Origin of the sequence: Amycolatopsis sp. NPDC048633 (assembly GCF_040650695.1) — a bacterium.
Lineage (GTDB): Bacteria > Actinomycetota > Actinomycetes > Mycobacteriales > Pseudonocardiaceae > Amycolatopsis.
The window spans coordinates 1,151,412-1,165,011 of record NZ_JBEZHS010000001.1; the positions used below are offsets into that span (position 1 = coordinate 1,151,412).

At 72.3% G+C, this 13,600-nt stretch carries 12 protein-coding genes; 4 read left to right on the forward strand and 8 right to left on the reverse strand.

What is annotated here, in order from left to right:
- Positions 1-48: 48 nt before the first annotated feature.
- Together pcp and AB0C38_RS05810 are read right to left on the reverse strand one after the other, a co-directional pair.
- Positions 49-687, reverse strand: coding sequence for a pyroglutamyl-peptidase I (gene pcp / locus AB0C38_RS05805; RefSeq protein WP_360666994.1), 639 nt, complete (start codon positions 685-687; stop codon positions 49-51).
- Positions 688-761: 74 nt separating this feature from the next.
- Complete coding sequence (locus AB0C38_RS05810) at positions 762-2,195, reverse strand: M1 family metallopeptidase (RefSeq protein WP_360666997.1); 1,434 nt, start codon at positions 2,193-2,195, stop codon at positions 762-764.
- A gap of 160 nt (positions 2,196-2,355) precedes the next feature.
- Between AB0C38_RS05810 and AB0C38_RS05815 the strand changes: the two genes are divergently transcribed.
- Positions 2,356-5,520, forward strand: coding sequence for a BTAD domain-containing putative transcriptional regulator (locus AB0C38_RS05815; RefSeq protein ID WP_360666999.1), 3,165 nt, complete (start codon positions 2,356-2,358; stop codon positions 5,518-5,520).
- Between the two features lie 69 nt (positions 5,521-5,589).
- Here AB0C38_RS05815 and AB0C38_RS05820 read toward each other — a convergent pair whose 3' ends face one another.
- Together AB0C38_RS05820 and AB0C38_RS05825 are read right to left on the reverse strand one after the other, a co-directional pair.
- Positions 5,590-6,396: an ABC transporter permease gene (locus AB0C38_RS05820; RefSeq protein ID WP_360667002.1), complete on the reverse strand. Its 807-nt coding sequence runs from the start codon at positions 6,394-6,396 to the stop codon at positions 5,590-5,592.
- Complete coding sequence (locus AB0C38_RS05825) at positions 6,393-7,376, reverse strand: ATP-binding cassette domain-containing protein (RefSeq protein WP_360667007.1); 984 nt, start codon at positions 7,374-7,376, stop codon at positions 6,393-6,395. Before AB0C38_RS05825 ends, AB0C38_RS05820 begins: the two co-directional genes overlap by 4 nt.
- A 163-nt stretch (positions 7,377-7,539) precedes the next feature.
- On the opposite strand from AB0C38_RS05825, the gene AB0C38_RS05830 reads away from it, so the two are divergent.
- Entirely contained in the window at positions 7,540-8,499 is a 960-nt protein-coding gene (locus tag AB0C38_RS05830; RefSeq protein WP_360667009.1) for an endonuclease/exonuclease/phosphatase family protein, read from the forward strand.
- A gap of 234 nt (positions 8,500-8,733) precedes the next feature.
- Here AB0C38_RS05830 and AB0C38_RS05835 read toward each other — a convergent pair whose 3' ends face one another.
- Positions 8,734-9,255 (reverse strand): hypothetical protein, encoded by a 522-nt coding sequence (locus AB0C38_RS05835; RefSeq protein WP_360667012.1) that lies wholly within the window; start codon positions 9,253-9,255, stop codon positions 8,734-8,736.
- A 186-nt stretch (positions 9,256-9,441) separates the two neighbouring features.
- Between AB0C38_RS05835 and AB0C38_RS05840 the strand changes: the two genes are divergently transcribed.
- Positions 9,442-9,618, forward strand: a complete 177-nt coding sequence (locus AB0C38_RS05840; protein ID WP_360667015.1) for a hypothetical protein — start codon at positions 9,442-9,444, stop codon at positions 9,616-9,618.
- Here AB0C38_RS05840 and AB0C38_RS05845 read toward each other — a convergent pair.
- Both AB0C38_RS05845 and AB0C38_RS05850 read right to left on the reverse strand, forming a co-directional pair.
- A complete protein-coding gene (locus AB0C38_RS05845; protein ID WP_360667018.1) occupies positions 9,572-10,405 on the reverse strand; it encodes a Sir2 family NAD-dependent protein deacetylase in 834 nt (277 codons plus the stop codon). The two genes, AB0C38_RS05840 and AB0C38_RS05845, sit on opposite strands and share 47 nt — an antisense overlap.
- A complete protein-coding gene (locus tag AB0C38_RS05850) occupies positions 10,398-10,709 on the reverse strand; it encodes an antibiotic biosynthesis monooxygenase (protein ID WP_360667021.1) in 312 nt (103 codons plus the stop codon). Before AB0C38_RS05850 ends, AB0C38_RS05845 begins: the two co-directional genes overlap by 8 nt.
- Before the next feature lie 51 nt (positions 10,710-10,760).
- Here AB0C38_RS05850 and AB0C38_RS05855 point away from each other — a divergent pair, with 51 nt between their 5' ends.
- Positions 10,761-12,149, forward strand: coding sequence for an ATP-binding protein (locus AB0C38_RS05855; protein ID WP_360667024.1), 1,389 nt, complete (start codon positions 10,761-10,763; stop codon positions 12,147-12,149).
- Here AB0C38_RS05855 and AB0C38_RS05860 read toward each other — a convergent pair.
- Complete coding sequence (locus AB0C38_RS05860; protein ID WP_360667027.1) at positions 12,135-13,541, reverse strand: M1 family metallopeptidase; 1,407 nt, start codon at positions 13,539-13,541, stop codon at positions 12,135-12,137. The two genes, AB0C38_RS05855 and AB0C38_RS05860, sit on opposite strands and share 15 nt — an antisense overlap.
- Between the last annotated feature and the right edge of the window lie 59 nt (positions 13,542-13,600).

Genomic DNA, 13,600 nt, shown 5'->3' on the forward strand with positions numbered 1-13,600 from the left:
GCCCGGCAGGATGATTGACGGCCGGTGTGCCCCAGATCACGGGAGCGGCTAGTGCTCCGCGCCCGCGCTGACGACGATGTCCTCCGTCGTCTTCAACGCCGTGTCCACTAGCACCTCCAGCGCGTCGGCCACCCGGTCCACCCCCAGCGACGCCGCGGCCTTGCCGGACGTCGCCACCTGCTCGGGGCTGAACGGGACGTGCACGAACCCGCCGCGGACGTCCGGCAGGGCCGAAAGCAGGTGCATCAGCCCGTAGAAGACCTGGTTGCACACGTACGTCCCGGCGGTGTGGGACACCGAAGCCGGCACACCCGCCGCGCGGATCGCCGCCACGCACGCCTTCACCGGCAGCGTCGTGAAGTACGCCGCCGGTCCGCCGGGGACCACCGGGACGTCCACCGGCTGCTCGCCCGCGTTGTCGGGGATGCGAGCGTCGATCAGGTTGACCGCGACGCGCTCCGGCGTCACCTCGAGACGGCCGCCCGCCTGGCCGACGCACACCACCAGCGACGGCCGGTGCTCCTGCAAAGCGCGCCGCAACGCGGGCAGTGCCGCGGAAAACTCGCACGGCAGCTCCACCGCGGCGACGTCGTCCCGGCGCGCGCCGAGCAAGGAAACCGCCTGCCACGACGGGTTCACCGACTCGCCGCCGAACGGCGCGAACCCCGTCATCAGCACCTCGGCCATGCATCCTCCTGAAAAGCCGTGAGGGGCACCTTCAGGGACATCATGTCCCTGAAGGTGCCCCTCACGGCAGTAGGTCAAGCGGCGGGCTTCAGCCCACCCGGGAAGAGGTACTGGTCGGCGGGCTTGCCGGCGCCGTACACCCACGCGTCGAAGAACCCCTTGAGGTTCTTGTGCGCGACGCTTTCGGTGTACCGCTGGAAGTCCTGCATGCTCGCGTTCCCGTTGCGGTGCAGCGACGGCCAGGTCTTCAGGACCCGGGAGAACGCCTGCTCACCGACGTAGTTGCGCAGCGCGTGCAGCATCATCGGGCCCTTCGAGTACACGTACGTGAACTCGTTGCCGGCACCCATGTCGTACAGCTTGCCGTTCCAGAACGCCGTCGACGCCGTCTTGACGTCGTCCGCGTACTGCTTGTTCAGGTCGACGCCTTCCTTGCCCTCGTCCCAGAGCCACGTCGCGTACGACGCGAAGCACTCGTTGAGACAGACATCGCGCCAGTGCTCGACCGCGACCGAGTCGCCGTACCACTGGTGGGCGTTCTCGTGGACGATCGTCGGCACCGTGCCGGCCCAGCCCGCGGAGTAGATCGGCCGGCTCATCGTCTCCAGCGAGAAGCCGATCTGCTCGTTGAGGAAGATGCCGCCCGCCGCGTCGATCGGGTACTTGCCGAACTTCGACTCGAGGAAGTCGAGGATCTCCGGCAGCCGCGCCTCGGCCTGCTTGGTCGAGTCGGGGACGCCCGGGGCGAACGCGCTGACGATCGGCGTGCCGTCCTTGCGCTTCTGGCGGTCGAAGGTCCACTTGTCGATCGCGACCGTCGTCATGTACGGCACGATCGGCGTTTCCTCGGCCCAGACGTGCGTGGTGCCGCCCGGCGCCTTGAAGGACGGGTGCTCGCGGCCGTTGGCGATCACGCCCCACTCGTCGGGCACGGTGATCGCGAGGTGGAACGTGGCCTTGTCGAGCGGAGTGTCGTTGACCGGGTACCAGGTGGTGGCCGACTTCGGCTCGCCGGCGACGAACGCGCCGCCCGCCTGGGCGTACTGCCAGCCGTTGTTGCCGAGCGACGGGTCGTTGATCGGCGCGGGCACCCCGTGGTAGTCGATCTTGACCTCGAAGTGCTCGCCGCGCCGCAGCGACCGCGACGGCGTGACGACCAGCTCGTGGTCGCCGGTCCGGCTGAACTTCGCGCCGCGGCCGTCGACCTTCACCGAGTCGACGGTCAGGCCGCGGAAGTCGAGGTTGAACGAGCTGAGCGACTGCGTCGCCCGCGCGGAGATGTCCTGCGCGCCCTTCAGCTGGTGCGAGGCGGGGTCGTAGGTGACCTTCAGGTTGTAGTCGGCGACGTCGTAGCCGCCGTTGCCGTCCTGCGGGTAGTAGCTGTCGCCGGCACCGTCGCTGCCCGGCTTCGCGGCGCCCCAGTCGTTCCCGGCGGCCGCGACCCCGCTGCTCAAGCAGATGCCGGTGAGCAGCGCGACGGCGAGCACGACCGGTTTCTGTCCCCTCATGAACGCTCCTGTCTGGGGTGGACGTGGAACCGCAACGTATCGCCACGAACGTCCCGCCGGGCGGTCAGACGTCGCATTTGTCCGGAAAATCAGCACTTCCGTCGGTGCCGCTCCGGCCATCCGCCCCCGGCGCCCCGGCGAGGTCTGGAAAGCTGGACACGTGCGCGTCGCGCTGCTGGGCCCGCTGCGGGCGACCGATGACGAAGGCACGCCGATCGACATCGGCGGAGCCCGCCTCCGCATGCTCCTGGCCAGGCTCGCGCTGGACGCCGGGCGCGCGGTCCCGGCCGACGCGCTCGTCGACGGCCTCTGGGGCGCCGAGCCGCCCGCCGACGCCGCCAACGCCCTGCAGTCGCTGGTCTCGCGGCTGCGGAAGGCGCTGCCGGTGGCCGTCGAATCGGGTCCTGGCGGTTACCGGCTCGCCGTGGCCCGCGAAGACGTCGACGCCGAGCGCTTCGAACGGCTCGCCGCCGACGGCCGCCGGGAGCTGGCCGCGGGCCGGGACGCCCGCGCGGCCGAGCTGCTGGCCGAAGCGCTCGGGCTCTGGCAGGGCGGCGCCCTCGCCGACGTCCTCGACGCGCCGTTCGCCCCGGCGCCCGCCCGCCGGCTCACCGATCTGCGGGCCGAGGCGGCCGAAGACCGCTTCGAAGCGCTGATCCGGCTGGGTGAGCACGCCGGCGTCCTCGCCGACCTGGCCGCCGCGGCCGACGCCGACCCGCTGCGCGAGCGGCTGGCCGGGCTGCGGATCCGCGCGCTGTGCGCGGCCGGGCGGCAGTCGGAGGCCCTCGGCGTCTACACCGGGATCCGCCGCACCCTGGCCGACCAGCTCGGCGTCGACCCGTCGGCCGAGCTGCAGGAGATCCACCTGGCCGCGCTGCGCGGCGAGTTCGCGCCGCCGTCGCCGGTGACCGACCGGCTGCCGACCCGGCTGACCACCTTCGTCGGCCGCCACGACGAGCTCAAGCTGCTGGCCGAGCTGCTCGGCGGCGCCCGCCTGGTCACGCTGGCCGGCCCGGGCGGGGCGGGCAAGACGCGGCTGGCCACCGAGGCGGCGTCGCGGCACCCGGCCCACGCGCGCGGCCGCGTGTGGTTCGTGCCGCTGGCCGGCGTCCGCGACTCCGCCGACGTCGTCGGCGCGGTGGTCGGCGCGCTGGAGGTGCGCGACATCCGCAGCGCCGACACCGAGGTGCGGCGGCGGCCGGACCTGCTCCGCCACGCCGTCGAGGTGCTGGCCGGCGGGGAGGCGCTGCTGGTGCTGGACAACTGCGAGCACGTCATCGACGCGGCCGCGAACCTGGCCGACGAGCTGCTGAGCCGCGCGCCCGGGCTGCGGATCCTCGCGACCAGCCGGGAACCGCTGGCCATCACCGGTGAGGCGCTCTGCCCGCTCGGGCCGCTGCCCGTGCCCGCCGAACGCGCGGCGCCCGCCGAAGCCGCCGAGCTGGACTCGACGCGGCTGTTCCTCGACCGGGCGAGCGCGGTCCGGCCGGACTTCGTGCTCGACGAGTCCACTGTGGACGACGTCGGCCAGATCTGCCGCCGGCTCGACGGGATGCCGCTCGCCCTGGAGCTGGCCGCCGCACGGCTGCGGTCGATGACGCCGGCCCAGATCGCCGCCCGGCTCGACGACCGGTTCCGGCTGCTGACCTCGGGCAGCCGCACGGCGCTGCCGCGGCAGCGGACGCTGCGCGCGGTCGTCGAGTGGAGCTGGGACCTGCTCACCGAGCCCGAGCTGGTGCTCGCGCGGCGGCTCGCGGTGTTCCCCAGCGGTGCGCCGATGGACGCCGTCGAGCGGGTCTGCGCGGATGGGCTGCTGCCCGCCGCGGACGTCCCGTACGTGCTCGGCACGCTCGTCGAGAAGTCCATCGTGGACACCGTGAACCGCGGCGGGGAGCCGCGGTACCGGATGCTGGAGACCCTGCGGGCCTACGCCGGCGAGCGGCTGGCCGAGTCCGGCGAGCGGGACGCGTTCCAGCGCGCGATGGCCGGCTACTACGTCGACTTGGCCGAGTGGGCGGAACCGTTGCTGCGCACCGGCGAACAGCTGTCCGCGATCGACGTCTACGAGGCGGAGTCGGCGAACCTGACCGGTGCCCTGCGCACGGCCATCGAAATGTCCGAAGTGGACACGTCGGTGCGGTTGCTCAACGGGTTGTTCTGGTACTACACCATCCTCGGGCAGGGGGAACGGGCCGAGGAGTTCATCGACGCGGTGCTCGCCTTCGGCGACCGGCTGCCCCCGGACGTCCTGGCGGCCTACCGCGCGATCACGCGGTTGTTCCACCAGATGCCGTCCCGGTTCCCGTTCGAAGGCGTCCGCGAGCTGATCGACGAGTGCGTCCGCACCGGCGCGGCGGGGAAGTACCCCGGGCTGGCCGTGGCGCTGCCGATGCTGGCGTTCCTCGGCGGCGAACGCGAGCTGGCGATGCGGGAGGTGCGCCGCTCGCAGGCCGCCGACGACCCGTGGACCCGCGCCGGCGGGTTCTGGGTGGAGAGCTTCCTGCTCGACGACGCGGGCGACGTCGAGGGCGCCGACCGGGCCCGGGACCTGGCGTATGCGGGCTTCCGCGAGGTCGGCGACCGCTGGGGCACGGCCATGACGTTGAGCTTCAAGGCGAACGCGTTGTCGCAGGACGGCGAGGGCGAGAGCGCGATCGAGGTGTACCAGCAGGGGCTGGCGCTGTCGATGGAGCTGCGCTCGCAGGAGGACGTCGTCCAGCACTGGTGGCGCCTGGCCGTCGAACGGGCGCGGCTCGGGGACATGGAGGGCGCGTGGCGCGACCAAGAGGCCGCCGAGCGCTACGGGCAGGGGGTCGAGAGCCCGCAGCAACGGGCGATCCTGATGTTCGGCCGGATCGAGCTGTGCCTGCGCAGCGGACGGCTGGCCGACGCGCGCGCGGCGCTCGCCCAGCTCCGGGCGCTGACGTGGGAGACCGCGTTCCCCGAGGGCATGGGCGTGGAGTGGGTCAGCGCGTTCGAAGGGCGGGTCGCGCTCGCCGAGCACCGGCCGGACGTGGCCGAGGCGCACGTGGTCAAGGCCATCCTCGCGACCCGCGACCGCGGGGACATGCCGGATCTCGCCGGCGCCGTGGAGCTGCTGGCGCTGGTGCGCGGTGCGCAGGGCCGGCCGGTCCAGGCGGCCCGCATGCTGGGCACGTCGGCGCTGATCCGCGGCCGGTTCGACCTCGGCAGCCCGGAGGTGCGCGAGCTGATCGCCCACCTGCGCGCGGAGCTTTCCGACGCGCGGTACGAAGAGCTGATCGCGGCGGTGCGCGCCATGTCCAAAGTGGACGCCATCGCCGGGGTGTACGTCGAAATAGGCTGAAGGGGACGCCCTCGCGGACGTCCCCTTCAGCTCCCCCTGGCGCGACTCACCCCCGTGGGTCGGCGCCGTTCAGACCCGCCGGCGGTAGGCCCAGGTGGCCAGCGGGAAGAACACGATCACCGCGCCGGCCATCCAGGCCAGCGCCCCGGCCAGCGGCCCGGCGACGGCGCCGCCGTTCATCAGGCCGCGCAACGCGTTGGCCATCAGGCTGACCGGGCTGATGTCCGCCCACGCCTTCAGCCAGCCCGGCATCGTGCTCGTGCTGACGAACACGTTGCTGCCGAAGGTCAGCGGCATGATGAAGACGAACATCAGCGCCGTCGCCGCGCCCGGCGACTTCATGATCATGCCGACGAACACCGAGCCCCAGCAGAAGCAGAGCCCGAACGCCACCGCCAGCAGGATCGCCACGATGAACTCGCCGGGGCTGGTCGCGATCCGGTAGCCCATGATCGTCGCGACGACCATCAGCACGGTCAGGCAGACGATGTAGCGCACGACGTCGGCGAGCACCGCGCCGATCAGTGGGGCCGACCGGGCGATCGGCATGCTGCGGAACCGGTCGAACACGCCCTTGGTGATGTCGGTGTTGAGGTTCGTGCCGACCGTGAGGCAGGCCTGCAGGATGTTCATCACGATGATGCCGGGCACCACCATCTGCAGGTAGGCGTCGGTCGACCCGGACAGCGCGCCGCCGAACAGGTACACGAACATCACCAGGAAGATGATCGGCATCAAGGTGACGTCGGCGAGCTGTTCGGGGTTCTTGCGGATCTTCAGGATGCCGCGCCAGGCCAGCGAAAGCGCGTGCTGGAAGCCCTTGGCGGGGCTGATGTGCCGCGGCGGGGCCGGGCGGTCGAGCGCCAGCGTCGTCATGCCAGGCTCCCTTCGAGATCGCGGGTGGTGTCTTCGGTCGGTGCTTCGGCGGCGTGCCCGGTGAGGGCGAGGAAGACCTCGTCGAGGCTGGGCAGCCGCAGCGCCAGCTCGTCCGCGGTGATCCCGGCTTCGTCCAGCTTGCGGACCAAAGTGGACAGCAGCACCGGGTCGCTGACCGGCGCGGTGAGCAGCCCGGTCGCGTTGTCGCGGGTCGGGTGCACGCCGGTGAGGTCGCCGAGGATCCGGTTGACGGCGTCCATGTCGGACAGCTGGGTCGGCCGGACCTGCAGCGTCTGCCCGCCGACGCGGCGCTTCAGCTCGTCGGCGCGGCCGTCGGCGACGACGCGGCCGTGGTCGAACACGGTGATCTTGTCGGCCAGCTGGTCGGCCTCCTCCAGGTACTGCGTGGTCAGCAGCACCGTCGCGCCCTCGGTGACGAGGTTGCGGACGACGTCCCAGACCTCGTTGCGGGCGTGCGGGTCGAGCCCGGTGGTCGGCTCGTCGAGGTAGAGCACCTCGGGCCGGCCGACGAGGCTGGCGGCCAGGTCGATCCGCCGCCGCATGCCGCCCGAGTAGGTCCGGATCGGCCGCTTGGCCGCCTTGGTCAGCTCGAAGCGCTCGATCAGCTCGACCGCGCGCGCCTTGGACTGGGCGCGGGAGTGGCCGTACAACCGTCCGATGAGGACGAGGTTCTCGATCCCGTTGAGGTCCTCGTCGACGGACGCGTACTGCCCGGTCAGGCCGATCAGGCTGCGGACCTGCACCGGGTCGGTCACGACGTCGAAGCCCCCGACCGTCGCTCTGCCGGCGTCGGGTTTCATCAGGGTCGCCAGGATGCGGACGGCGGTCGTCTTGCCCGCGCCGTTCGGCCCGAGCACCCCCACGACCTGCCCGAACGGGACCTCGAGGTCCACCCCGTCGAGCGCCTTGGTGTCCCCGAAGTGTTTGACCAGGCCCTCGGCCTGGATCGCGTGCGACATGGGCGTTCCTCCTTCACTGTCGCTGTCTGAGGGCAACTGTGGTGGTAGGCGCTGGCAAGCCGCGCACAGCGCGCTGGCAGGCGCTGGCAGCCGCTGGTGGAGATCTTGTGGAGGAGTTGTCGGCGCCCGGGCCGCTTGCCCGCCGCCTCGGCATACTCGGCACATGACCGTTGCGGAAGAGACGCGGGTCCGGCGGAAGAACCCGCTGGTCACGGCCCTGCTGGTGGTGCCGCTGGTGCTGCTGGCGGCCTTGGTCACGCTGCGCCTGATCGGCTACGACGGCGACTGGTACACCCTCGTCGCGTTGTCGCTGACGCCGTACGTGGCGGCCGCGGGCGCGCTGCTCGGCGGGCTGTCCCTGGCCCTGCGGCGCTGGTGGGTCGGCGGGACCGCGCTGGTGCTGGCGATCGCGCTGGCCGTCCTCGTGCTCCCGCGGCTGGCGGCGAGCGACCAGCGCGAACTGCACGGCAAGACCCTGCGCGTGCTCGCGTCGAACCTGCTCTACGGCCAGGCGGACCCGAAGGCCGTCGTCGACCTGGTGCGCGAGCAGCGGATCGACGTGCTGAACCTGGTCGAGCTGACGCCCCGCGCGGTCGACGGCCTGACCGCGGCCGGGCTGTTCCAGGCCCTGCCGTACCGGGTGCTGCACCCCGCACCGGGCGCGTTCGGCTCGGGGATCGTGTCGCGCTTCCCGCTGAAGGAGGTCAACCTGACGGGTGATTCGGCGGCCAAGCAGCCGGGCGCGCAGGCCGACCTCGGCGACGGCGTGGTGGCCGAGATCGTCGCTGTCCACCCGATCTCCCCGGACGTCGACACCCCGCAGTGGGAGCGCGAGATCAAGGACCTTTCGCGGGCGGCCGGCGAGCACGGCCTGCGCATCCTGGCGGGCGACTTCAACGCGACGCTGGACCACGCGGCGTTCCGGACGGTGCTGTCGCGCGGCTACAACGACGCGGCGGAGGAGCACGGTTCGGCGCTGACGCCCACGTGGCCGTCGTCGTCCCCGGTGGTGACGATCGACCACGTGGTGGTCGACAACCGGGCGGCGGTCCAGGACTACCGGGTGTTCGACGTCGCGGGCAGCGACCACCGCGCGGTGTTCGCGGAAGTCCGGCTGCCGTGATCGAGTTCCTGGCAGGCTGACGGGCATGCGAAGACTCGTGCCGCTGGCCCTGGTCCTGCTCGTCGCCGGCTGCGGGCAGTCCGCCGCGTCGCCGGAAGACGGCCCGAAGAGCGCGCTCGGCTTCACCGCGCGCGCGGGCGCGGTGGAGTTCCCGTCCGACACCGACTGGATTCCCACGACCGGCGGGCTGAACGCCCTGGTCCCGGTGAAGGACTGTGTGCTCGGCGTCGGCGACTACGCGACCGGCAACCGCATGCTCACCGTGAACTGGACCGGCGGTGCGGACTGCACGACGTTGCGGATCGGTCCAATCGGCGGCGGCCTGCCGGCCGTGGCCGCCGTGCCGGGCCCGGACGGCTCGGTGTCCGGGGTCGGCACGAAGTTCTCGCAACGGGACGCCGGCGGCACCGTCACCGAGCTCGGCGAGCTGCGCGGCCGGCGTGACTCGAAGGCGCTTACCCGGTCGGGCGGCAACCTCGTGGCGGTCGGGACGGCGTTCCTCGACGCGAAGACGACCCGGCCGGTGGCCTGGGTGTCGCCCGACGAAGGCAAGACGGAACGCACGGTTGTGATGCCACTCCTCGACGGCGTGACCGGGGCGAACGGGCCGTCGACGGTGGCGGCCGCGGGGCCGGAGCTGCTCGCGGCCGGGTATTCGAGCCCGCGGCTGCAGATCTGGGCGTCCCACGACGGCGGCGGCAGCTTGACGGTGTCGGAGCTCCCGACGCCGTCGGACGAAACGCTCGTGTACGGCATTCTGCCGGTGGCCGGGCAGTGGCTGCTCTACGGGGAAACGACGGATGGTTTCAAGCAGACGCCGTTCGCGGTCACCGGCAAGCCGGGCGCCTGGTCCACAGTGGACGCTCCGGGGCCGGGTGGGGTCGTGGCGGGCACGCTGGACGCGCACGGCACCCGGTCCTGGCCACGCGGACCTTCGAACCGGTGCCGGCGAACGCCCGCCCGCGCTCGTGTTCGGCTGTGCTGGTCCGGGACGCCACCGGCTGGCAACGCGGCGAGCTGGGGTGCGCGGAGGCCCCGGTGCGGATGGCGGCCACCCTGGCCGACGGCCGGGTCATGCTCGCGGGGAACCGGGACCTGTGGCTGCGGCCAGCGCCGTGAGCGTTTCCAGGGCGCCGGCCGCGATCGAGACACCCCGGTCGTGGCGGATTTCCGGCTCCCGCGGGTTGATCCGGATCAGCGCGCCGGTCGCCGCGCTCGCCAGTTCGGCGTAGCGGCGGACCGTCGGGATCGCCTGGCCCGCGCCCAGTTCCACCACCACGAGGTCGCGTGCCGTGCGGCGCCACGCCGTCAGCTCCTGGAGCTGGGCCTGGCCGCGGTCCGGGACCCACGAGTCGTCGCCGAACATCAGGATGTTGGGGCGCGCCAGGCCGCCGCAGCGGGGGCACGACGGCAGCGGCGGCACCGCGCGCATCGTTTCGGGGTCGATCGAAACGTCGGTTTCTTCGGGAGCCGGCCAGATCGCGCGGGTGCACCCGGCGAGGCACTGCAGGTGGTGGATCGAGCCGTGCACCTCGGAGACGAGCCCGAAGCCCGCCTCCTGGAACTGACCGTCCACATTGGACGTGAACACGCCGGTGCCGCCGGGCAGGCGGGCGCCCAGCTCGCGCAGGATCCGGAAACCCTCGTGCGGCACGGTCTTCCGGTAGAGCGACAGCCGGTGTCCGTAGAAACCCCAGGCCAGCTCGGGGTCGTCGGCGAAGTGCCGCGGGTCGGCCAGCTCCTCGAACCGCAGCCCGAGCCGGGCGTACGGCGGGTACGCGCGCCAGAACCCTTCGCCGCCGCGGAAGTCCGGCAGCCCGGAGTCGACGCCCATGCCGGCGCCGGCGCAGATCAGCAGCGCGCCGGCGCCGTCCAGGAGCTCCGCGGCCCTGGCGAGCTCACTCACCCGGGTTAGAGCCGAGGACGACCTCGAACTCCAGCAGGTTCGCCCCGGTCGACACGGGCTTGGCCCGCTCACCCGAGTGCGCCGCCGCGGCCGGGCCGCCCGTCGCCCAGGCCTGGTACGCCTCCTCGGTCTCCCACTTCGTGTAGACGAAGTAGCGCGTCTCGCCGGAGACCGGGCGCAGCAACTCGAACCCGAGGAAGCCCGGCTGCTGGTCGACGGCGTGCAGCCGCGCCGCGAACCGCTTCTCCAGCTCGGGGCCGGCACCTTCGGGGACCTCGATCGCATTGATCTTCACGACACTCATGGGCTCCAGCCTAGTTGGCCCGGCGCTGTGATCCGTGCCACTGTGGATCACATGGGCAGCACAGAGCGCGACCTCGCGACCGACCTCGCCCGGATCATCCGCGCGACCGCCGACGAGGTGACGACCGGCCGGGGCAGCGAGCTCATCGACCGCGTGACCGGCCACCTGGCGGCCCCGCTGACGGAAGTCGTGGTGGTGACCCGCAACTGGCCGGCGTGGGAGCACGCGAACATCCAGCGCGGGGTGGAGGCCTACCTCGCCGAGCACGGCACGGCCGTCGACTGGTTCGGCATCGCGGGTGGCCAGCGCACGCACGAGGACCTCATCGGGATGCTCGTGATCGCGCGCAAGCAGGGGACCTTCGAGCTCGGCTCGGTGGACTACACGACGACGGCGATCGGTCCCGAAGACGCGACCGAGGCGGTGCAGCTGGGGCTCGTCGGCACGAGCGCCCCCGGCGGCGAGCCGGTGCTGGTGGCGATCCGCGGCGCGAACCCGCAGTGGGGGCAGATGGAGTGCCGGCTGGAGGTGCTGGCGACGTCGCGGGCGACCGCCACCGGCGTGCGCGACCGCGTCGAGCGCCTGATGGCCGAGCACGACGTCCTGCGCGGGCAGGTGCTGGCCTTCGGGACCAGCGAGAACCGCGGCAACGACCTGCTGACGTTCCTGCCGCGGCCGACCCTGGGCGGTGAGGAGGTGGTGCTGCCGGACGGCGTGCTCGACGCGATCGAGCAGCACACCGTCGGCATCGCGCGGCACGGCGAGCGGCTGCTGGCCGCGGGGCAGCACCTCAAGCGTGGCCTGCTGCTGCACGGCCCGCCCGGCACCGGCAAGACGCACACCGTCCGGTACCTGATGGGTCGCCTGCCGGGCAACACGGTGATCATCCTGACCGGCACGGCGATGCGGTTCGTGGCGAAGGCGGCGGAGCTGGCGCGCCGGCTGCAGCCGAGCGTGGTCGTGGTGGAGGACGTCGACCTGATCGCGCAGGACCGCAGCTACGGCCCGGGCGCGCACCCGCTGCTGTTCACGCTGCTCGACGCGATGGACGGCGTGGGCGGCGACGCCGACGTGACGTTCCTGCTGACCACCAACCGCGCGAGCGAGCTGGAGAAGGCGCTGGCCGACCGCCCGGGCCGCGTCGACCTGGCGGTGGAGATCCCGTTGCCGGACGCGGTGGGCCGCGAGGCGCTGCTTCGCCTGTACGCGCGGGGGTTGAAGCTGACGGCGGACCTGGCCCCGATCGTGGCGGCGACGGAGGGAGTGACGGCGTCGTTCGCGAAGGAGCTGCTGCGGCGGGCGTCGCTGCTGTCGCTGGCGGCCCGGCCGGACGCGGACGTCGCGGTGGGCGACGAGGAGCTGACGACGGCGCTGCGGGAGATGCAGGAGGCGCGGAGTGCGTTGACGCGGTCGTTGCTGGGCAGCTCAGCTGCGCAGTGAGCCCGGGAAGAGGTCGGCGTCCGCGGGGAGCTTCGTGCCGCGGAACCACTCGTCGAAGAACGATCGCAGGTTCTGGCCGCTGACCTGCGAAGCCATCTTCTCGAAGTCGGCCCAGGTCGCGTTGGCGTGGCGGTAGCGGGACGGCCAGTCGTGCAGCAGCCGGGTGAACGCCGGGTCGCCGATCCGGCGGCGCAACGCGTGCAGCGCCAGGATGCCCTTGTTGTAGACGCCTTCGAACTCGTGACCCTGGCCCATGCCGACCAGCTTCTGCGCCCAGAAGTCCGTGCTGCCGCGGGTGATCTCGATCGCCGCGCGGTAGCGGTCGTCCAGGCTCTGGCCCTCGCGCTCGGCCCACAGCCACTGCGCGTACGACGCGAAACACTCGTTCAGGCAGATGTCGGACCAGTCGCGCAGCGACACCGAGTCGCCGAACCACTCGTGGGCGTTCTCGTGCACCAGCGTCGGCAGGTCGGCCCACTTCGCGTACGTCGGCCGGGTCTGCGTCTCGAGCGAGAAGTGGACGTCCTCGTTCAGGAAGATCCCGCCGGCCGCCGACTGCGGGTACGGCCCGAACTTGCTGCTCAGGAAGCCGAGCACCTCCGGCAGGCGGTCGCCGATCGCACGGCGGTCCTCGGTGCCGGGCGCGTACGCCGAGACGACCGGGGTGCCGTCCGGCAACGTCGACCTGTCGACACTGAACTTGCCGATCGCGATCGTCGTCAGGTAGCTCGCCACCGGGTTCGGCTCGGTCCACGTCCCCGGCGGCCCCTCGCGGCCGTTCGAGATCACGGTCCACCCGGCCGGGACGTGCGCGGTGAGCGTGAAGGACGCCTTGTCGCGCGGGGTTTCGTTCACGGGGTACCAGAACGCGGCCGAGTGCGGCTCGCCGACCATGTACGCGCCGCCGTCGCCCGAGTGCTGCCAGCCGTTCTCGCTGCCGCCGTCGTGCGGCGTCTTCGCCGGGTCGCCGCCGTAGCGGATGCGCGTGCGGAACGTCGTCCCGGCGCGGATCGGCGCCGCCGGTGTGACGACCAGCTCGAACGCCTTCTCGCGCGTGAACTTGGCCGGCTGCCCGTCGACCTCGACGCTGTGGACGTCGAGCCCGCGCAGGTCGAGGTCGAACCGGCTGAGGTCCTGGGTGGCCTTCGCGGTGACCGTCGTGTCGCCGTCGAGGTGGCCGCTCGGCGGGTCGTAAGTCGCGTCGACGTGGTAGTTCAGGGCGTCGTAACCGCCGTTGCCGTCGTCCGGGTAATACGGATCACCGGCACCGGACGCGCCCGGCGCCGGGTGCATGGGCGGAGGCGGGGGCACCGCGGTGACGGCGTCACCGCTGCAGGCCGCGGCCACGATCACCGCGGCGCAGACAGCGAGGGCGGTCAGTCGGCGGCGCACCGACCCAGCCTAGGTCATCCACAGCGACGGTTCGGTCACGTTCCGCACCAGCGGGTTTG

Bases quoted from the DNA above. Each gene is read 5' to 3' on its own strand.
- pcp (WP_360666994.1), bottom strand. From the start codon at position 687: ATGGCCGAGGTGCTGATGACGGGGTTCGCGCCGTTCGGCGGCGAGTCG.
- AB0C38_RS05810 (WP_360666997.1), bottom strand. From the start codon at position 2,195: ATGAGGGGACAGAAACCGGTCGTGCTCGCCGTCGCGCTGCTCACCGGC.
- AB0C38_RS05820 (WP_360667002.1), bottom strand. From the start codon at position 6,396: ATGACGACGCTGGCGCTCGACCGCCCGGCCCCGCCGCGGCACATCAGC.
- AB0C38_RS05825 (WP_360667007.1), bottom strand. From the start codon at position 7,376: ATGTCGCACGCGATCCAGGCCGAGGGCCTGGTCAAACACTTCGGGGAC.
- AB0C38_RS05830 (WP_360667009.1), top strand. From the start codon at position 7,540: ATGACCGTTGCGGAAGAGACGCGGGTCCGGCGGAAGAACCCGCTGGTC.
- AB0C38_RS05835 (WP_360667012.1), bottom strand. From the start codon at position 9,255: ATGCCGTACACGAGCGTTTCGTCCGACGGCGTCGGGAGCTCCGACACC.
- AB0C38_RS05850 (WP_360667021.1), bottom strand. From the start codon at position 10,709: ATGAGTGTCGTGAAGATCAATGCGATCGAGGTCCCCGAAGGTGCCGGC.
- AB0C38_RS05855 (WP_360667024.1), top strand. From the start codon at position 10,761: ATGGGCAGCACAGAGCGCGACCTCGCGACCGACCTCGCCCGGATCATC.